Genomic DNA, 17,230 nt, shown 5'->3' on the forward strand with positions numbered 1-17,230 from the left:
ATGCCATGAAATTCCGTTTTCTTCTCTGGATGCTGGGCCGTCTCATGGCCAAGGCAAGCCGTGACAATCCGGCATTCCGTCAGCAACTGGAGGGTCGCGATCTGGTGTTTCAGTTGCATACGCTCGATGGCAAAGTCGCTCGTCACTTCGTCGTCCGTGAACAGCGCGTCAGCAGCAAGCGCGGCATGGCCAGCGAGCCGGCCTTCGCCATCGGCTTCAAGGATTCACCTTTCGGCTTCGCCACCCTGACGGCGAAGAACAAGCAACTGGCCTTCATGCAGGGTATCCAGAACAAGGACATCCAGATTCAGGGCAATCCCGCTCTGGTGATCTGGTTTCAGGGTCTGACCAAATACCTGCGTCCCAAGCGCCCGGCCGACAAGAAAGCGGCCTGATCCAGCGGAAAACCTTCGCGGCCACGCGCAGCGCGAGTGGCCGCAGCCGCTATCAGTTCGGTGACCCGAACTGCGACGCGAGATCGCGTAGCGCGACCTCTGCGGCCAGCACCTTGCTCAGCGCTTCTTCCGCCTTGTCCCGGGTAATGCCCAGGTTGTCGAGCAGGCTCTGCGGGATTTCACGCTCCGGCCCGGTACCGATACCGTGGTTGCGCAACAGGCTGACCGCCAGATAGACCAGGTTCGGGTAGGTGGAGTGGTTGCCGCTGTAGCTCGAGTCGTGCTGAAAGCGCAGTGCCACCGCCAGCTCTTCGGGCATGTCCCAGTAACGCATCAGCCAGGAGCCGATCTGTTCGCGGCTGATGCCCAGCAGGTGCTGCTCGATATAGCTGTGTGGCAGGTGCTGGTTGACCTCCAGGTGGCGGCAGATCAGCGAGAAGTGCGGCGGGAACACGTGAGCCAGCACCAGATTGCCGAAGTTGTGCAGCAGCCCCGCCAGATAGGTCAGACCCGCTTCCGGGCGTTGGGCACGCGGCATGGCGCGCGTCAGGCCTTCGATCACGGCGGCGGTGTAGATCGCCTGTTGCCAGTAGGGCGTGGTCTGCTGCGGTTGGTCCTTGGGCAGGCTGAGGGTCTTGCCCAGGGCCAGGCCCAGGGCCAGGTTGATCACCAGGTCGAAGCCCAGTACGCGAACGATGGCGTCTTCCACCGAGCGGATCTTGCCGGGGGCGGCGTAGTAGGGCGATGCCGCCCAGCTCACCACCTGCGCCGCCAGGGCCGGGTCGGTCTCGACCACGCCGGTGATATCGTCGACAGTGGCGTTGGGGTCGACCCGCAGCTTGATGATCTTCTGCGCGGTTTCCGCCAGCGGTGGAATCTCGATGGTCTCTTCCAGACGTTGCTGGATGCGCCGCGCGGTGAAGGCCTGTACGGCGTGGCTGATCTCGTTGCGATCATCGTCGGGGCGGGTCAGATTGAGCCGCACCTTGCTCACCGGCTCGCCGAAGCGCGCGGCACTGGCCTTGCCCAGCAGGCCCTTGAAGGATTCGGTATGGAGTTCCAGCAGCACGCCGGGCTCGCCCGACTGGATGTACAGGCTCGGCGCCTCGAGCAAGCGCTCGTCGTACAGGCAGGGCGAGCTGGTCAGTGCGGGGATGCCGGGCAGTATCACCAGGTCATGCTTGCCGAGCATGCGATCCAGGCGCTCGGGTTTGACCGCCGTGAGCTTGCGACCGGTCAGTTCGGCCAGGCGATTGAGGTCCAGCAACTGGTTCTGAGGGAACAGCACCAGCAGGGCGCCCACCGCATCCTCGAGCAGCACGGTCTGTACGCGCTGTGCGGCTGGCAGCCCAGGCTGCTCATTGCGCACCTGATAGCTCAGACCAAGCTTTTCCAGCAACTGGCGAATCACCAGAGGCGGTTGGGGGGAGAGGTCGGCGATGGCTACTTCAGTCATGACGTGTTCCGTCGTAAAGGGGGATGCAGCTCCCCAAGTATAACCAGCAAGCTGACAATGCGACCTCGCGAGTCGACGATCGTCCTGTGTAATGTTCAAACTTGCCCATATTGTTGACCATGCCGCAGCCAGCGTTCCAGCAGCGGGCTGACATGCTGTGGCCAGTGCTCCAGCAGGGCCTGAGCCGCATCGCGAACCGCCGGCAGCAGGTCGGCATCACGCATCAGATCAGCTACCTTGAACTGCAGCAGGCCGGTTTGTCGAGTGCCGAGCATTTCTCCGGGGCCGCGCAGCTCGAGATCCTTCTCCGCAATGATGAAGCCATCACAGGTTTCGCGCATGATGCCCAGCCGCTCGCGACCGATCTGTGACAGCGGCGGATGGTAGAGCAGCACGCAATGGCTGGCCGCGCTGCCCCGGCCGACCCTTCCCCTTAACTGATGCAGTTGTGCCAGGCCAAGGCGCTCGGGATTCTCGATGATCATCAGGCTGGCATTGGGCACGTCGACGCCCACCTCGATCACCGTGGTGGCTACCAGCAACTGTAGTTGACCCTGTTTGAACTGATCCATCACCGCGGCTTTTTCGGCGGGCTTCATGCGCCCGTGGATCAAGCCGACCTGCTGACCGACCAGCGCTGCAGCCAGGTCTTCGTAGGTGGTTTCCGCCGCCTGGCAGGTCAACTCCTCGGACTCTTCGATCAGCGTGCAGACCCAGTACGCCTGACGGCCTTCGTTGCAGGCCGAGCGCACCCGCTCGACCACCTCGAAGCGACGGCTGTCCGCCACCAGTACGGTGTTCACCGGTGTACGGCCCGGCGGCAGTTCGTCGAGAATCGAGGTGTCCAGGTCCGCATAGGCGCTCATCGCCAGCGTGCGTGGGATGGGCGTCGCGGTCATGATCAGCTGATGCGGGCTGAGCCGACCGCCAACGCCTTTCTGGCGCAGTGCCAGACGCTGCTGTACGCCGAAACGGTGCTGTTCGTCGATGATCGCCAGGGCCAGGTTGCGAAAGCGCACCTCTTCCTGGAACAGCGCGTGGGTGCCGACCACCATGGGGGCACCGGCTGCGATCTGTTCCAGGGCGGTGGCGCGCGCCTTGCCCTTGAGCTTGCCGGCCAGCCAGGCGGTTTCCAGGCCCAGCGGCTGCAGCCAACGGCTGAAATTGAGGTAATGCTGCTCGGCGAGGATTTCCGTGGGCGCCATCAGCGCGACCTGATAGCCGGCTTCGATTGCCTGTAGTGCGGCGAAGGCCGCGACCACGGTCTTGCCGGCACCCACATCGCCCTGCACCAGGCGCAGCATCGGTTCGCCCTGGCTCAGGTCATAGGCGATTTCTGCGCCGACCCGCTGCTGCGCACCGGTGGGGGTGAAGCCGAGGTTGGCGAGGAATTTACTTGGCAGCTTCTGCGCGACCGGCAATGCAGGCGCGCGCTGCGCACGAGCGCTTTCTCGCAGGCGCTGCATCGACAACTGGTGGGTCAACAGTTCTTCGAAGGCCAGCCGATGCTGGGCCCAGTGCCGGCCTTCGGCGAGCTCCTCGAGGTCTGCATCCGGTGGCGGGCGATGCAGGTAGCGGATCGCCTGGTCCAGCGGCGCCAGCTGATAGTCGTCGGCCAGCTCGCGGGGCAGCCAGTCCGGCAGGCTGTGCGGGCCAAGGCGAACCAGAGCCTGTTCGCTGAGCTGGCGCAGGCGCTGTTGGGTCAGCCCTTCGGTGGTCGGATAGATCGGCGTCAGGGTTTGTTCCACGGCCGGCGGTTCGTCCCCGGAGAGCGCGCGGTACTCGGGATGGTAAATCTCCAGCCCGGACGAACCCGGGCGGATTTCACCGTAGCAGCGCACCTGGGTACCACGCTTGAGGCCTTCCTTCTGCGCATTGCTGAAATGGTAGAAGCGCAGACTGAGCGTGCCACTGCCGTCACTCAGGCGCACCAGCAGGCTGCGACGCCTGCCCATGACCACATCGGCCCCGGAAACGGTGCCCTCGACCACGGCATCCTGGCCAGGTCGCAGGGCACCGATAGGGACGATCCGGGTGCGATCCTGATAGCGCAGAGGCAGGTGGAAAAGGATGTCCTGCAGGGTTTCCAGGCCAACCTTGGCGAGTTTTTCCGCCAGGGCCGCACCAACGCCTTTGAGGTCGGTGACGGAAACCGTCGACAGCTCACTCATCGTTGCCCTCAGACGTTAATCGGCAGGGGCTTGGCAACCGAGCACAGGCGGATGGAGTCGGCCAGCACTTCGATGGCCTTTGGCCGTGGGAAGCTGGCGCGCCAGGCGATGGCTACGGTGCGGAACGGCGCCGGCGGGCTGAGGGGGCGTACTTCGATCACGCCCGGGGCATAGTGGTGGCTGTCCACTGCCGAGAACGGCAGGATGGAAACGCCGAGGCCCGAGGCGACCATATGACGGATGGTTTCCAGCGAGCTGGATTCCACCGTGGTGTGCCGGGCTTGTTCCTCGCCTTTGCGCAAGGTCGGGCAGGCCTCCAGCACCTGGTCGCGGAAACAATGGCCCTCGCCAAGCAGCAGCAGACTCTTGTCATTGAGCAGCTTGGTGTCGATGGTCTTCATTGCCGTCCACGGGTGATCGGCAGGCAGCAGGGCGTAGAAGGGCTCGTCGTACAGCGGCAGGGTCAGCACGTCGGCTTCCTGGAACGGCAGCGCGACGATGATCGCGTCCAGCTCGCCGGTGCGCAGTTTGTCGCGCAGCACGTGGGTGAAGTTTTCTTCGATGTACAGCGGCATCTGGGTGGCCACGCGATGCAGCTGTGGGATCAGATGAGGGAACAGATAGGGGCCGACCGTATAGATGGCGCCGATCTTCAGCGGTGCCGCCAACTGGTTCTTGCCAGCCTGGGCCAACTCGCGGATGCCCTGAGCCTGCTCCAGTACCTTCTGAGCCTGGGTGACGATGCCTTCGCCGACTGGCGTCAGGCGCACGGCGCTCTTGCTGCGTTCGAAGATCAGCACGCCCAGTTCGTCTTCGAGTTTCTTGACGCCGACCGACAGGGTGGGCTGGCTGACGTGACAGCGCTCCGCGGCTCGACCGAAATGTTGTTCCTGAGCGAGCGTCACGATGTAGCGCAGTTCAGTGAGGGTCATAGTCTTAGTCCATTGAGATGCAGCCAAGCATAGCCGCTGTCTTCCATGTAACCAACCACTGAGGTGTGTCTGCGGGGCGGATATTGCAGCTGGGGAGGGTATCCGCCCCGGCTTTTCGGCCAGGGGCGGATAACGGCATCAGCGGCCGCGGCCGCGCTCCAGGGAGTAGATGAATGGTGCGACGATTTCCACGCTGCCATCCTTGAGCAGTTCGGCTGGCGGTTTCGGCAGCGGTTGTGCACGGCGGATCATCTGCAGCGTGGCCCGGTCCAGGGCCGCACTGCTGGATTTGCCGACCAGCGTGTACGACAGCACCATGCCATTGGCATCGACCACGAAACGCAAGCGGTTGACGCCCTCGAGACCGCGACGGCGCGCGTCTTCCGGGTAGCGCTTGTGCTTGGCCAGGTGGCCCAGCAGCTCACTCTGCCAGCTGACTTCAGCCTTGCTCGGCGAACTGATCGGCGCCTGCTGGGGGGCGGCCGGCTTGGCTTGCGCCGGTGCAGGAGGCGCAGGTGGGGCGTCTTCTGGCGGTTCGTCCTGAGGCTCCGGCGGCTTCGGCTCGGGTGGCTTGGGCTTCGGCGGCTTGGGTTTGGGCTTCGGCTTGGGCTTGGGTGGCGTCACCGCCAGCGTCGGCTTCGGCGCTTCGACCAGTTTCGGCTGAGGCTCGGGCTCCTCCGGAACGACTTCCGGTGGCGGTGGCGGTGCAGGCTTGGGCGCGGCCGGGGGCAGTGGCTCCAGTTCGACGATCATGGCTGCGGGGGGCAGTTCGATGGGCGTCGCCTGGGGTTGCCAGTACATGGCCCAGAGGAACAGGCCGATGTGCAGCCCAACCACGATGACCAGGCTAGCGAACCAGGAGAACGTGCGGCTGGATTTCTTCATTGCGAGCCGACCGTCTCCAGGCCTACCAGGCCGATCTTCAGATAACCGGTGCCACGCAGGGTGTCCATGACTTCCATCAGGTCGCCGTATTCGACGCCCTTGTCACCGCGTACGAAGATGGTCTTGTCCTTGTCATTCTGCGTCAGCTTGTCCAGCGCCGCGCCGAGCATGGCCGGCTGTACCTCGTCGTTGTCGAGGAACAGCTTCTTGTCGTCCTTGATGCTCAGGTAGATCGGCTTGTCCGGGCGCGGTGCCGGCTTGGCGCTGGATGCAGGCAGATCGATCTTCACGTCGACGGTAGCCAGTGGCGCGGCGACCATGAAGATGATCAGCAGCACCAGCATCACGTCGATGAAGGGCGTGACGTTGATCTCGTGGTTTTCCTGAAGATCGTCGCCGCCGTTTTCGTTGAGATGAAGACCCATGGCCTTAACCCGCCTTGACCATGTGAGGCTGTTGGGCGCGATCGCTGTTCGGCAGCATGTCCAGGTCACGGCTGACCAGCAGCAGCACCTGAGCGGATGCATCGGCGACCTGCGCCTTGTAGGCACTGATCGAGCGCGAGAAGGCGTTGTAGATGATCACCGCAGGAATCGCGGCAACCAGGCCCAGTGCGGTGGCCAGCAGTGCTTCGGCGATGCCTGGAGCGACGACGGCCAGGTTGGTGGTCTGGGTTTTGGCGATGCCGATGAAGCTGTTCATGATGCCCCAGACGGTACCGAACAGGCCGACGAAGGGGGCGGTGGAACCGATGGTGGCGAGTACCCCGGTGCCTTTGCTCATGTCGCGACCGCAGGCGCCGACCAGGCGCTCGAGGCGGAAACTGACGCGTTCCTTGATGCCTTCCTTCTCGCGGCTGGTAGCCGAGAGTTTCAGCTCTTCGCGGGCGTCTTCGATGAGGATTTCGCTGAAACTGTGCTTGGCGCGAGCCTGGTCGCTGGCCTGAGCCAGGTTGCGGGCGCCTTTCAGTTCGATGATTTCACGACGCAGACGGCGACGTGCGGTCACCAGTTCGATGGTCTTGGCGATCCAGATGGTCCAGGTCAGGATGGATGCCAGCACCAGGCCGATCATCACGCTTTTGACCACGACGTCGGCGCCCTGATACATGCCCCATGGGGACAGATCGTGGAAGACCGCTTCTGCTTCGGCGGCGGAGCCATTTTCGATGTCCAGATTATCGGCCGCTGCAGCCAGATCCAGCATGTTCTGCAGGATTTCTGGTGGCACGCCATTCTCGATCATGAACTGTTCGCGCACTTCCCTGATCTGTTGTGGAGTGGCATCGGGGCCGAGGGCGTCGATCCGCTTCTCCAGCTCTTCGGAGGCCAGGCGGGGATCCAGAGCAGGTGCTGCTGGTGCCGCGTCCGTTTGTGCTGGTATCTGAGCATTCGCGTCAGGTGCCTGCTGCGCACCGGCAGCGGGCTCGGCAGGCGCAGTCACCGACTGATCGGCGAAGCTTGCGGTCGGAGCCAGCGTCAGGCTGAGCAGCAGGGCGAGGAGCGCGCCGAGGCGTTGCGGCCGAGCGGCGACAGTGGTTGGCTTAGCGCTATGGGCGGTAGAGTTCATGCTTGCCGGACCTAAGTGTGATGACGGTGACCTGCGCGGGCGAAACCCTGCGCGGCAAAAAAGGCTGAACATTATTGCAAGTAATTCTTGTTTATGAAAGCGTTAATGTAACTATATTACATTCAGGTCGTCGTGATAGAGCGTTCGCCGGGCTGAGAGAGGGCAATGATGAGCAGAGTTGCAAGCGTGATGATCGCCGGGTGCGGGGATGTGGGGGGGCGTCTTGCAGTGCGTCTGCATGGCGCTGGCTGGCAGGTTTTCGGCATGCGCCGAACGGTGTCCGAGTTGCCCGAAGGCATTCTGCCGGTCGCAGGTGATCTGCACGGGCCTGGTTGCCCCGAGCAATGGCCGCAGGGTGAACTGGATTATCTGGTATACAGCGCGGCGGCCACCGAGCACGACGAGCCCGGCTACCGTCGGGCCTACGTCGATGGCCTGCGTCACGTACTGAGTTGGCTGCAGTCGCGAGGACAGCGTCCGAAGCGCCTGTTGTTCGTATCCAGCAGCGGCGTGTACGCCCAGGCGGATGGCGAATGGATAGACGAGACCTCGCCCGCCCAGGCGCAGAGCTACTCGGGCCGGGTGATCCGCGAGGCGGAGCAGGTGGCGTGGGGGGCTGAGGTGCCAGCCACCGTGGTGCGTCTGACCGGCATATACGGTCCGGGCCGTGAGTGGCTGCTCAAGCAGGTGCGCATGGGGTATCGGGTGTCGGTGGAGCCGCCGCTCTATGGCAACCGCATCCATGCCGATGACGCAGCCGGGTTGCTGGCCTTTCTGCTTCAGGCGGACTGGGCAGGCAAGCCACTGGATGACTGTTATATCGGTGTGGATGACGAGCCTGCGCCGTTGCACGAGGTGGTGGGCTGGCTACGGCAGCAACTCGGTGTCGAGCATTGGGCGCAAGAGTCGACCGTGCGCCGCTCCGGCAGCAAACGCTGCAGCAATGCCCGGGCTCGGGCGCTGGGCTGGTCGCCACAATATCCCAGCTATCGAGAGGGGTATGGCGCGGTGTTGCGTGAACGATAAGGCGTGTCGCCCGGAGCCTGGGCTCCGGGCGTTGGCGCTGGTCAGTCGATGACCAGAATGCCGTCCATCTCGACCTGCGCGCCCTTCGGCAGGGCGGCCACGCCAATGGCGGCGCGGGCCGGGTAGGGCTGCTGGAAGTAGCGGCCCATCACTTCGTTGACGGTGGCGAAGTGGGAAAGGTCGGTGAGGAATATGTTCAGCTTGACCACATCCTTGAACGAGCCACCGGCGGCTTCGATGACCGACTTGAGGTTCTCGAATACCTGCACGGTCTGTGCCTCGAAGCCTTCCACCAGTTCCATCGTCTTCGGGTCCAGAGGAATTTGCCCGGACAGGTAAACGGTATTGCCGGCCTTGATAGCCTGGGAGTAGGTGCCGATGGCGGCCGGAGCCTTGTCGCTGCTGATGACGCTCTTGCTCATGGAAAACTCCTGGGTAAGGGCAGCTTCAAGCGACAGGGCTCAAGCTGCAGGAAGAACCCAGGCAGGCTACAGGCTGGCGTTGCCCACCTCAAGCCGAGTCAAGGTGATGAGGCTTTCGTTGGATGTTGCCGGGGATCGCTGCGTGCCGGCGGCTGGGGAGAGGGTCATGCCTTCATGCGCGTGATGCGCATGACGCCGGGCAGGGTGCGCAGCTTCTTGATCACCCGCGCCAGGTGGACGCGGTCGTGCACGCTGACCACCAGTTGGACCACGCTGACGCGGCCGTCGCGTTCGTCCATGCTGATCTTTTCGATGTTGCCGTCAGCCGCGTTGACGCTGCCGGCCAGCAGCGCGATGAGGCCGCGCTGGTGCTCCAGTTCGACACGCAGCTCGACGTTGAACTCGCCCGTGACGTCCTTGGCCCAGGACAACTGGATGCATTTTTCCGGGTTGTGGCGCACTTCGCTGATGTTCCGGCAGGTGTCCATGTGCACCACCATGCCCTTGCCGGCCGAGAGGTGCCCGACGATCGGGTCGCCCGGAATCGGCGTGCAGCACTTGGCATAGCTGAGCACCAGGCCCTCGGTGCCGCGAATGGCCAGTGGGCTCTCGGCGTTGGGCAGTTCCTCGCCTTCGCTGGCCAGCAGTCGACGAGCGACCACGTAGGCCATGCGGTTGCCCAGGCCGATATCCTCGAGCAGGTCTTCGAAGGTCTCCAGGCGGTATTCGTTGAGAACCGCCTGCTGGCGCTCGGGCTGCAGCTTGTCCAGATGGCTTTCGAAGCTGGCCAGCACCTTGTTGAGCAGGCGCTCGCCGAGGTTGATCGACTCGGAGCGGCGCTGTTGCTTGAGGGCGTGGCGAATGTGAGTGCGCGCCTTGCCGGTGACCACGAAGTTCAGCCAGGCCGGGTTGGGGCGTGCGCCCGGCGCGCTGACGATTTCCACCGTGGAGCCGCTTTCCAGAGCCTGGGAAAGCGGTGCCAGGCGGCGGTTGATGCGGCAGGCGATGCAGGTGTTGCCGACATCGGTGTGCACCGCATAGGCGAAGTCCACCGCCGTGGAGCCTTTGGGTAGCTCCATGATGCGGCCCTTGGGCGTGAACACGTAGACCTCGTCCGGGAACAGGTCGATCTTCACGCTCTCGATGAATTCCAGCGAGTTGCCGGCGCGTTGCTGCATCTCCAGCACGCCCTTGACCCACTGGCGCGCGCGGGCGTGGTTGCCCTTCGGCGTTTCATCTTCGTTGGATTTGTACAGCCAGTGCGCGGCGATGCCGTTGTTGGCCATCTCTTCCATTTCGCGGGTGCGAATCTGGATCTCGATGGGCACGCCGTGCATGCCGAACAGGGTGGTGTGCAGCGACTGGTAGCCGTTGGCCTTGGGGATCGCGATGTAGTCCTTGAAGCGGCCCGGCAGCGGCTTGTAGAGATTGTGCACGGCGCCCAGTACGCGATAGCAGGTGTCGACCTTGTCGACCACGATGCGGAAGGCGTAGACGTCCATGATCTCGTTGAAGGCGCGGCGTTTGCCACGCATCTTCTGGTAGATGCTGTACAGGTGCTTCTCGCGGCCCATCACCTCGCCCGTCATGCCCTCGCGTTCAAGGCAGTGCAGCAGCGATTCCTCGATACGGGTGACGATTTCCTTGCGATTGCCACGGGCCCGGCGCACGGCCGCACGAATGCGCTCGGAGCGCATCGGGTGCATGGCCTTGAAGCCAAGATCCTCGAATTCCACGCGCATGCTGTGCATGCCCAGTCGATTGGCGATGGGGGCGTAGATTTCCAGGGTTTCCTTGGCGATGCGTCGGCGTTTTTCGCCGGACAGCACTTCCAGGGTGCGCATGTTATGCAGGCGGTCGGCCAGCTTGACCAGGATCACGCGGATGTCGCGCGCCATGGCCATGGCCATCTTCTGGAAGTTTTCGGCCTGGGCCTCGGCCTTGGTCTCGAAATTCATCTGGGTCAGCTTGCTGACGCCGTCCACCAGCTCTGCCACCGATTCGCCGAACTGCGCGTGCAGGGCTTCCTTGGCGATCCCGGTATCCTCGATCACGTCGTGCAGCATGGCGGCCATCAGGCTCTGATGATCCATATGCATGTCGGCGAGGATGCTGGCCACGGCCAGCGGATGGGTGACGTAGGCTTCGCCGCTGCGGCGGCGCTGCCCATCGTGCGCCTGTTCGGCGTAGAAGTAGGCGCGACGAACCAGATTGACCTGTTCGTCACCCAGGTAGGTCGAAAGTCGATCGGCGAGGGCGTCTATGCTCGGCATGGGAGGCTCCCTTGCCAGGCCTTGTGCACCTGCGACGTACGCTTTCGACCGGGCATAGGCTTACAGAGGCTCGTTCGCCTCTTCCTCGAAGGCAGCGAACAGCGGCTCTTCTTCGATGATGTCTTCCTGCGCGACGATGTCGGCGTCTACCAGGCCACTGGCGATTTCACGCAGAGCGACCACGGTCGGCTTGTCGTTTTCCCATGCCACCTTGGGCTCTTTGCCGCCGGTAGCGATCTGACGAGCACGCTTGGTGGCGAGCATGACCAGCTCGAAGCGGTTATCGACGTTGTCCAGGCAATCTTCAACGGTAACGCGGGCCATGGTGTTCCTCGTAGCGAATGCAAAAAATAAGCTGGGCCCAAATGGGCGAGCGGACTGGATAGTCTAGAAAAACGCCAGCATTAAGGGAAGAGAAAGTCGCTGGAAGGCACAAGTTCGCAACGCAGGGCGCGATTTTCGGTGCTCGAGCGACCTCTGCAGGGCCGCACAGGTGTGAGTCGGCCCCGTTTCACCTCACGCCAGCAGTTCGTTGAGCAATCCCAGGTGGCGCTGCTGTTGGGCCGGTTGCAGCAACTGATTGGCCCGGAAGATCGCCTTCAGGTCGCTCAGTGCGTGGGAGAAATCATCGTTGATCACGATGTAGTCGTACTCGACGTAGTGACTCATTTCGCTGACCGCTTCGCGCATGCGCTGTTCGATCACTTCACCGCTGTCCTGGCCGCGGCTGGTCAGGCGGTGGCGCAGCGCTTCGAGGGTCGGCGGCAGGATGAAGATCGACTTCGCCTGCGGCATCAGGCGGCGTACCTGTTGAGCGCCTTGCCAGTCGATCTCCAGAATCAGATCGATGCCCTCGGCCAGGGTCTTCTCCAGCGCGCGCTGCGAGGTGCCGTAGTAGTTGCCGAACACCTGGGCGTGCTCGAGGAACTCGCTCTGTTCGAGCATGGCGGTGAATCGCGCGTGATCCACGAAGTGATAGTGCACGCCGTCACTCTCACCCGGGCGCATGGCGCGGGTGGTGTGCGATACCGACACGCGAACATGGGGTTCGCTTTCGATCAGCGCCTTGACGAGGCTGCTTTTGCCAGCGCCCGAGGGGGCGGAAATAATGTAGAGCGTGCCGGTGGTGCTCATGGATCTGTCCTGAAACGGTGAGGTCGGGAGGTCGCGCAGCGGAGGCCGGGCGTCGATTATTCGATGTTCTGAACCTGTTCGCGCATCTGCTCGATCAATACCTTGAGGTTGACCGCTGCCTGCGTACTGCGTGGGTCGAAGGCCTTGGAACCCAGGGTGTTGGCTTCGCGGTTGAGCTCCTGCATCAGGAAGTCCAGGCGTCGGCCTGCCGCACCGCCCGCCTTGAGCACGCGACGCACTTCGCTGACGTGGGTGCTCAGGCGATCCAGCTCTTCGGCCACGTCGCTCTTCTGCGCGAGCATCACCAGTTCCTGTTCGAGGCGCTGCGGGTCGAGGTCGGCCTGCATCTCGCGGCAGCGTTCGAGAATCTTCTGGCGCTGCACATCGAGCATCTGCGGCACCAGCTCGCGCAGGGCGGCCACTTCACCAAGCATGCTGTCGAGGCGTTCGTTGAGCAGCTTGGCGAGCTCGGCGCCTTCACGGCTGCGGCCTTTCTTCAGTTCATCGAGGGCGCTGGCGAAGAGTTTCAGGGCAGCGCTGTTGAGGGCCTGAGGGTCGCTGCCGTCGGCTACCAGAACGCCTGGCCAACTGAGGACTTCCAGTGGGTTGAGCGGGGCCGGCTGCTTGATCAGTGCTGCCACGCTTTCTGCGGCGGCGATCAGTTGCGTGGCCTTGTCGCGGTCGACCTGCAGCGGTTTGCCGGCGCTGTCTTCGGTGAAGCGCAGGGTGCACTCCACCTTGCCGCGCGACAGGCCCTGGCGCAGCGCTTCGCGTACCGCGCCTTCGAGGTCGCGAAAGGCTTCCGGCAGGCGCAGGTGGGGCTCGAGGTAGCGGTGGTTGACCGAGCGCAGCTCCCAGCTCAGGGTGCCGTTGGCACCTGCCTGCTCGGTGCGGGCGAAGGCCGTCATGCTGTGGATCATGCTGCTTACCTCGTGAAGTTCTGCCGGTTTGGCGTTGGCCAAAGGCGGCGATTGTAGCGCAGTGCGGCGACGGCTCCCAATCGTGACCGCGTCTGTCGGACAGGCGCGGTCGCGGCCAGGCGGCAACAGACCCTATAATGCGCGCCAGATTTCCGATTCCATATAGAACGCGAGCAGGTATTCCTTGATGAAACGTCCCAGTGGCCGCGCGGCCGATCAGTTGCGCTCGATTCGCATCACCCGCAACTACACCAAGCACGCCGAAGGTTCGGTGCTGGTGGAGTTCGGCGATACCAAGGTGATTTGCACCGTCAGCGTCGAGCAGGGCGTACCGCGCTTCCTCAAGGGCCAGGGCCAGGGCTGGGTGACCGCCGAGTACGGCATGCTGCCGCGTGCTACCGGTGACCGCAATCAGCGTGAGGCCAGCAAGGGCAAGCAGGGCGGCCGTACCCTGGAAATCCAGCGCCTGATCGGCCGCTCGCTGCGCGCCGCGCTGGACATGAGCAAGCTCGGTGAAAACACCCTGTACGTCGATTGCGACGTGATCCAGGCCGATGGTGGTACCCGTACCGCCTCGATCACCGGTGCCATGGTCGCGCTGGTCGATGCGCTCAAGGTGATGAAGAAGCGTGGCGGCCTGAAAGGCGGCGACCCGCTCAAGCAGATGATCGCGGCGGTTTCCGTGGGCATCTATCAGGGTGAGCCGGTGCTTGATCTGGATTACCTGGAAGACTCCGCAGCCGAAACCGATCTGAACGTCGTGATGACCAGTACCGGCGGCTTCATCGAAGTTCAGGGCACCGCTGAAGGTGCGCCTTTCCAGCCTGCCGAGCTGAATGCCATGCTGGCCCTGGCGCAGCAAGGCATGACCGACCTGTTCGCCCTGCAGCAGGCCGCCCTGGCCGAGTGACCGGTCGCTGACCGAGGAGAACCACGATGGATGACAGCAACCTGTTGACGCCCGCCCCCGAGCCCAGCAAGGAAGCGCGCCAGTGGGCGATGATCTGCCACTTCGCCGCGGCCCTCGGTTTCATCTTTCCCTTCGGCAACCTGATCGGCCCGCTGATCGTCTGGCAGATCAAGAAGGATCAGGATGCCTTCATCGACGAGCAGGGCAAGGAAGCGCTGAACTTTCAGATCACCGTGGCCATCGCTGGCATCGTCTGCCTGCTGCTGATGCTGGTGCTGATCGGCTTCCTGCTGATGGGGTTGCTGTGCATCGGTACCATCGTGCTGACCATCATTGCCGGTATCAAGGCGGGAGAAGGGCGCGCCTATCGCTACCCGTTCTGCTTGCGGTTCGTGAAGTGAAGGTCGCCCCCTGATCGACGAAAAAGCCAGCTAACTGCTGGCTTTTTCGTTATGGCGCTGCAGGTATTGATTCAGGCGCGGGCGACTCTATAAGCTCTGCGGCGATACTGGCGTTTGGCGCTCACAAGGACACCGATGATCCCGATTAATCCGCTGGCCATGATGCTCGGCTCGTTGTTCCTGCTGGTTTCCGTTCTGTGCCTGTGCGGGCTGCTGGTATTGCTGGTGGCCTTTCTGTTGCGCCGCTCCAGACGCTTCATCGCGAAGCGCCGCTGGTGGTTCGGTTTATTGGCGGTATTCCTGGCCGCTGGCAGTCTCCCCACCATGCAATTCATCAGGTGGCAGCTCGATCATTGGCTCGAACGGCGTGCCCTCAGCCCTCGCCTGGAGACCAGTCAGGTGCTCGGCGATCTGACGCTACCCGCGGGTACGCGGGTGTGGATGGAACGTCTGGAGCCCATGCAGGACTTGAGTGGCAAGCCACTGGCTTATGGCTTGCAAAGCGTCAAGCGCGTCGAGTTCGATCGCGAGCCTGGCCTGGTACTTGGCATGCGCGTGCAGAGCCTCGATCTTGACGCGGGTCGAGGCCTGGCCGAGTTGAAGTTGCTGGACGCCGCCAAGCTGCAGGGTTGGAACTGCTCGCCAGAGGCAGCCGTCAGTTTCACTTATCCGTTCGGTGCGCCATTCGTGCTTGCCGACTGGCATCTGGAGGCCTGCACCCTGGTGCCCGGCAGCGAGGTGGCTGGGGTCGCCTGGCCCGGGCAGGTGAGCGTGCACGCCGTCGAGAGAGGCCGCTGGCTGGTGGAGGCAGGCAGCACGCCCGCGCGTTTTCAGGGGTTGGAGATCCGCGCAGTGAATCTATGGCTGGATGGCCCGCAAGGCGACCTCCAGGATTGGCAGGGTGAGCTGGCGGCGGCGCTGGAGTTGGGGGTCATGCAGTACCCGGCTGGAACCCGCGTTCGTCAGTATCAGGGCAATCTGCTCTTCAGCCCGATTGCCGATGTCCCTGCGCAGGATCGCCGCAGCGGCAAGCCCGTGGAGCCCGACCTGTCCGTGGCGCAAAGCGCCGCGGGTGAAGTGCTGGGGATCTATCCGAACAAGGATGTGGGTGTGATCGACTGGTTCAAGTTGGTGCCCTGAGGCCCATTCAGCTGCGATCCGCCAGCACGCCGATCAGAAACATCACCACCAGCAGGACAGGCGCCAGGGTGTAGTTGTTGAAATGGCCAAGCACCTGGGTCAGCAGCGGCGTCAGGTAAACCATCGCCAGGCCGTAACCGACGACGCAGACCACGACGAAGATCAGCGTGCGCAGCACGAAGTTGAAGCTGCCGATACGGCCTTGTACCCAGGCGTTGATGGCTGGGCCGAACAGCACCAGCAAGGTGGCGATGAGCCCCAGGGAAATCTCGCTGAGGTGGCCACGACTCCAGCGTGACACGGTGGCGATCAAGTCCAGCAGAAAATCCATCGTTGCTCCTTGGGCACGTCGTGATTGATTCCTGCTGCCTGGGATCATCCGGCGCGCCTTTGGTTCTATGGCGGCCGTGATTCAGGGCAGGAAGTATTGCAGCAAGTCATTGAGAAACAGCTGGCCTTCGCGGGTCGCAGTCAGGCGAGCCGGATCTTCTTGCAGTAGGCCGCGGCGTTCTGCCTGTTCGCGTGCAGCGGCCAATTGCTGCAATGGCAGGCCGGTTCGCTGGCTGAACAGCTCGGCGCTGCAGCCATCGCTCAGGCGCAGTACGTTCATCAGGAATTCGAACGGCAGCTCGTCGGCGCTGAGGAGGCGTTCACCCGCGCTGTAGTGCTTGGCGGGGTCGAGGTAGTCCTTGGGCAGGCGAGTTTTCCAGGTTCTGCTGATGCGGCCGTCTGGCGTGCTCAGCTTGCCATGGGCACCAGCACCAATGCCGAGGAAGTCACCGAACGTCCAGTAATTCAGATTATGCCGGGCGGCGCGGCCGGGTTGCGCATAGGCCGAGACTTCGTACTGGCCGTAGCCATGTTCGGCGAGCAGCGCCTGGCCCGCCTCCTGAATGTCCCACAGGGTATCGTCTTCCGGGAGGACCGGCGGCTGGTTCCAGAACACCGTGTTCGGTTCCACCGTCAATTGATACCAGGACAGGTGGGTCGGTGCCTGGGCGATGGCGATGCGCAGGTCGCCCAGTGCGTCGTCCAGCGACTGATCCGGCAGGCCGTGCATCAGGTCCAGGTTGAAGTTGTCGAAGCCGGCAGCGCGGGCCATGTCGGCGGCGCGAATCGCTTCATCGCCATCGTGGATTCGCCCCAGGGCCTTGAGCTTTTCTGCCTGGAAGCTCTGCACGCCGATCGACAGCCGATTGATACCCAGGCGCCGGTAGGCGGCGAACTTCTCCTGCTCGAAAGTACCCGGGTTGGCTTCCAGGGTGATTTCGATGTCGCTGGCGAACGGAATGCGCCGTTCCACGCCTTCCAGCAGGCGACCAAGAGCCTTGGCGGAAAACAGGCTGGGTGTGCCACCGCCGAAGAAGATCGACGTCAGCGGACGGCCGTGAGCGTGCTGCAGGTCGCTATCGAGATCGGCGAGCATCGCGTCTACATAAGCCTCTTCCGGCAGATTCGGGCCGGCAGCGTGGGAGTTGAAGTCGCAATAGGGGCATTTGCGCACGCACCACGGGATATGGATATACAGCGACAGCGGCGGCAGCTCGAAGCGGCGAGCCACAAGCTGAGACGCCTGCGAGCTGGTTTCGCTTGCAG

18 protein-coding genes are annotated in these 17,230 nt (G+C 63.3%); 5 read left to right on the forward strand and 13 right to left on the reverse strand.

Going from position 1 to position 17,230, the window contains the following annotated elements; translation table 11 throughout:
- Positions 1 to 5 precede the first annotated feature (5 nt).
- Positions 6 to 395, forward strand: coding sequence for a hypothetical protein (locus FHR27_RS22740; RefSeq protein WP_042552489.1), 390 nt, complete (start codon positions 6 to 8; stop codon positions 393 to 395).
- A 52-nt stretch (positions 396 to 447) separates the two neighbouring features.
- Here FHR27_RS22740 and FHR27_RS22745 read toward each other — a convergent pair whose 3' ends face one another.
- The 6 genes from FHR27_RS22745 to exbB form a co-directional block, all read right to left on the reverse strand.
- A complete protein-coding gene (locus tag FHR27_RS22745) occupies positions 448 to 1,851 on the reverse strand; it encodes an aminoacyl-tRNA deacylase and HDOD domain-containing protein (RefSeq protein ID WP_042552488.1) in 1,404 nt (467 codons plus the stop codon).
- Positions 1,852 to 1,946: 95 nt separating this feature from the next.
- Positions 1,947 to 4,022, reverse strand: coding sequence for an ATP-dependent DNA helicase RecG (recG, locus tag FHR27_RS22750; RefSeq protein WP_179539644.1), 2,076 nt, complete (start codon positions 4,020 to 4,022; stop codon positions 1,947 to 1,949).
- A gap of 8 nt (positions 4,023 to 4,030) precedes the next feature.
- On the reverse strand, positions 4,031 to 4,954 hold the full coding sequence (locus FHR27_RS22755; protein WP_179539645.1) for a hydrogen peroxide-inducible genes activator: 924 nt from the start codon (positions 4,952 to 4,954) through the stop codon (positions 4,031 to 4,033).
- Between the two features lie 138 nt (positions 4,955 to 5,092).
- A complete protein-coding gene (locus FHR27_RS22760) occupies positions 5,093 to 5,839 on the reverse strand; it encodes an energy transducer TonB (protein WP_179539646.1) in 747 nt (248 codons plus the stop codon).
- Positions 5,836 to 6,264 (reverse strand): TonB system transport protein ExbD, encoded by a 429-nt coding sequence (gene exbD / locus FHR27_RS22765; protein WP_042552484.1) that lies wholly within the window; start codon positions 6,262 to 6,264, stop codon positions 5,836 to 5,838. The genes FHR27_RS22760 and exbD overlap by 4 nt, the downstream gene beginning before the upstream one ends.
- 4 nt (positions 6,265 to 6,268) lie before the next feature.
- A complete protein-coding gene (exbB, locus tag FHR27_RS22770; protein ID WP_042552483.1) occupies positions 6,269 to 7,408 on the reverse strand; it encodes a tonB-system energizer ExbB in 1,140 nt (379 codons plus the stop codon).
- A gap of 168 nt (positions 7,409 to 7,576) precedes the next feature.
- Here exbB and FHR27_RS22775 point away from each other — a divergent pair, with 168 nt between their 5' ends.
- Positions 7,577 to 8,434, forward strand: coding sequence for an SDR family oxidoreductase (locus FHR27_RS22775; protein WP_179539647.1), 858 nt, complete (start codon positions 7,577 to 7,579; stop codon positions 8,432 to 8,434).
- Between the two features lie 41 nt (positions 8,435 to 8,475).
- On the opposite strand, the gene FHR27_RS22780 is transcribed toward FHR27_RS22775, so the two are convergent.
- The 5 genes from FHR27_RS22780 to FHR27_RS22800 form a co-directional block, all read right to left on the reverse strand.
- Positions 8,476 to 8,856, reverse strand: coding sequence for a RidA family protein (locus FHR27_RS22780; RefSeq protein WP_042552481.1), 381 nt, complete (start codon positions 8,854 to 8,856; stop codon positions 8,476 to 8,478).
- Positions 8,857 to 9,020: 164 nt separating this feature from the next.
- The gene (gene spoT / locus FHR27_RS22785; RefSeq protein WP_042552480.1) at positions 9,021 to 11,129 is read right to left on the reverse strand and encodes a bifunctional GTP diphosphokinase/guanosine-3',5'-bis pyrophosphate 3'-pyrophosphohydrolase; all 2,109 of its coding nucleotides are present in this window, start codon (positions 11,127 to 11,129) and stop codon (positions 9,021 to 9,023) included.
- 60 nt (positions 11,130 to 11,189) lie between these two features.
- Entirely contained in the window at positions 11,190 to 11,453 is a 264-nt protein-coding gene (gene rpoZ, locus FHR27_RS22790) for a DNA-directed RNA polymerase subunit omega (RefSeq protein ID WP_042552479.1), read from the reverse strand.
- Positions 11,454 to 11,645: 192 nt separating this feature from the next.
- Positions 11,646 to 12,263 (reverse strand): guanylate kinase, encoded by a 618-nt coding sequence (gmk, locus tag FHR27_RS22795; protein ID WP_042552478.1) that lies wholly within the window; start codon positions 12,261 to 12,263, stop codon positions 11,646 to 11,648.
- A 56-nt stretch (positions 12,264 to 12,319) separates the two neighbouring features.
- The gene (locus FHR27_RS22800) at positions 12,320 to 13,183 is read right to left on the reverse strand and encodes a YicC/YloC family endoribonuclease (RefSeq protein ID WP_042552477.1); all 864 of its coding nucleotides are present in this window, start codon (positions 13,181 to 13,183) and stop codon (positions 12,320 to 12,322) included.
- Positions 13,184 to 13,370: 187 nt separating this feature from the next.
- On the opposite strand from FHR27_RS22800, the gene rph reads away from it, so the two are divergent.
- The 3 genes from rph (at position 13,371) to FHR27_RS22815 (ending at position 15,634) form a co-directional block, all read left to right on the forward strand.
- Complete coding sequence (rph, locus tag FHR27_RS22805; protein WP_042552476.1) at positions 13,371 to 14,093, forward strand: ribonuclease PH; 723 nt, start codon at positions 13,371 to 13,373, stop codon at positions 14,091 to 14,093.
- A gap of 26 nt (positions 14,094 to 14,119) precedes the next feature.
- A complete protein-coding gene (locus FHR27_RS22810; protein ID WP_042552475.1) occupies positions 14,120 to 14,494 on the forward strand; it encodes a DUF4870 domain-containing protein in 375 nt (124 codons plus the stop codon).
- Positions 14,495 to 14,629: 135 nt separating this feature from the next.
- Positions 14,630 to 15,634 (forward strand): hypothetical protein, encoded by a 1,005-nt coding sequence (locus FHR27_RS22815; protein WP_179539648.1) that lies wholly within the window; start codon positions 14,630 to 14,632, stop codon positions 15,632 to 15,634.
- A gap of 7 nt (positions 15,635 to 15,641) precedes the next feature.
- Here FHR27_RS22815 and FHR27_RS22820 read toward each other — a convergent pair whose 3' ends face one another.
- A complete protein-coding gene (locus FHR27_RS22820) occupies positions 15,642 to 15,965 on the reverse strand; it encodes a DUF3392 domain-containing protein (protein ID WP_042552473.1) in 324 nt (107 codons plus the stop codon).
- An 81-nt stretch (positions 15,966 to 16,046) separates the two neighbouring features.
- Positions 16,047 to 17,195 carry a radical SAM family heme chaperone HemW gene (hemW, locus tag FHR27_RS22825; protein ID WP_264650097.1) on the reverse strand — a complete coding sequence of 383 codons (1,149 nt, stop codon included), beginning with the start codon at positions 17,193 to 17,195 and terminating at the stop codon, positions 16,047 to 16,049.
- Positions 17,196 to 17,230 lie beyond the last annotated feature (35 nt).

Source organism: Pseudomonas flavescens (assembly GCF_013408425.1).
Classification (GTDB): domain Bacteria; phylum Pseudomonadota; class Gammaproteobacteria; order Pseudomonadales; family Pseudomonadaceae; genus Aquipseudomonas; species Aquipseudomonas fulva_A.

What these genes read in the sequence shown, in the direction of transcription:
- FHR27_RS22740 (WP_042552489.1), top strand. Translation starts at nt 6, where the DNA reads ATGAAATTCCGTTTTCTTCTCTGGATGCTGGGCCGTCTCATGGCCAAG.
- FHR27_RS22745 (WP_042552488.1), bottom strand. Translation starts at nt 1,851, where the DNA reads ATGACTGAAGTAGCCATCGCCGACCTCTCCCCCCAACCGCCTCTGGTG.
- recG (WP_179539644.1), bottom strand. Translation starts at nt 4,022, where the DNA reads ATGAGTGAGCTGTCGACGGTTTCCGTCACCGACCTCAAAGGCGTTGGT.
- FHR27_RS22755 (WP_179539645.1), bottom strand. Translation starts at nt 4,954, where the DNA reads ATGACCCTCACTGAACTGCGCTACATCGTGACGCTCGCTCAGGAACAA.
- FHR27_RS22760 (WP_179539646.1), bottom strand. Translation starts at nt 5,839, where the DNA reads ATGAAGAAATCCAGCCGCACGTTCTCCTGGTTCGCTAGCCTGGTCATC.
- exbD (WP_042552484.1), bottom strand. Translation starts at nt 6,264, where the DNA reads ATGGGTCTTCATCTCAACGAAAACGGCGGCGACGATCTTCAGGAAAAC.
- exbB (WP_042552483.1), bottom strand. Translation starts at nt 7,408, where the DNA reads ATGAACTCTACCGCCCATAGCGCTAAGCCAACCACTGTCGCCGCTCGG.
- FHR27_RS22775 (WP_179539647.1), top strand. Translation starts at nt 7,577, where the DNA reads ATGAGCAGAGTTGCAAGCGTGATGATCGCCGGGTGCGGGGATGTGGGG.
- FHR27_RS22780 (WP_042552481.1), bottom strand. Translation starts at nt 8,856, where the DNA reads ATGAGCAAGAGCGTCATCAGCAGCGACAAGGCTCCGGCCGCCATCGGC.
- spoT (WP_042552480.1), bottom strand. Translation starts at nt 11,129, where the DNA reads ATGCCGAGCATAGACGCCCTCGCCGATCGACTTTCGACCTACCTGGGT.
- rpoZ (WP_042552479.1), bottom strand. Translation starts at nt 11,453, where the DNA reads ATGGCCCGCGTTACCGTTGAAGATTGCCTGGACAACGTCGATAACCGC.
- gmk (WP_042552478.1), bottom strand. Translation starts at nt 12,263, where the DNA reads ATGAGCACCACCGGCACGCTCTACATTATTTCCGCCCCCTCGGGCGCT.
- FHR27_RS22800 (WP_042552477.1), bottom strand. Translation starts at nt 13,183, where the DNA reads ATGATCCACAGCATGACGGCCTTCGCCCGCACCGAGCAGGCAGGTGCC.
- rph (WP_042552476.1), top strand. Translation starts at nt 13,371, where the DNA reads ATGAAACGTCCCAGTGGCCGCGCGGCCGATCAGTTGCGCTCGATTCGC.
- FHR27_RS22810 (WP_042552475.1), top strand. Translation starts at nt 14,120, where the DNA reads ATGGATGACAGCAACCTGTTGACGCCCGCCCCCGAGCCCAGCAAGGAA.
- FHR27_RS22815 (WP_179539648.1), top strand. Translation starts at nt 14,630, where the DNA reads ATGATCCCGATTAATCCGCTGGCCATGATGCTCGGCTCGTTGTTCCTG.
- FHR27_RS22820 (WP_042552473.1), bottom strand. Translation starts at nt 15,965, where the DNA reads ATGGATTTTCTGCTGGACTTGATCGCCACCGTGTCACGCTGGAGTCGT.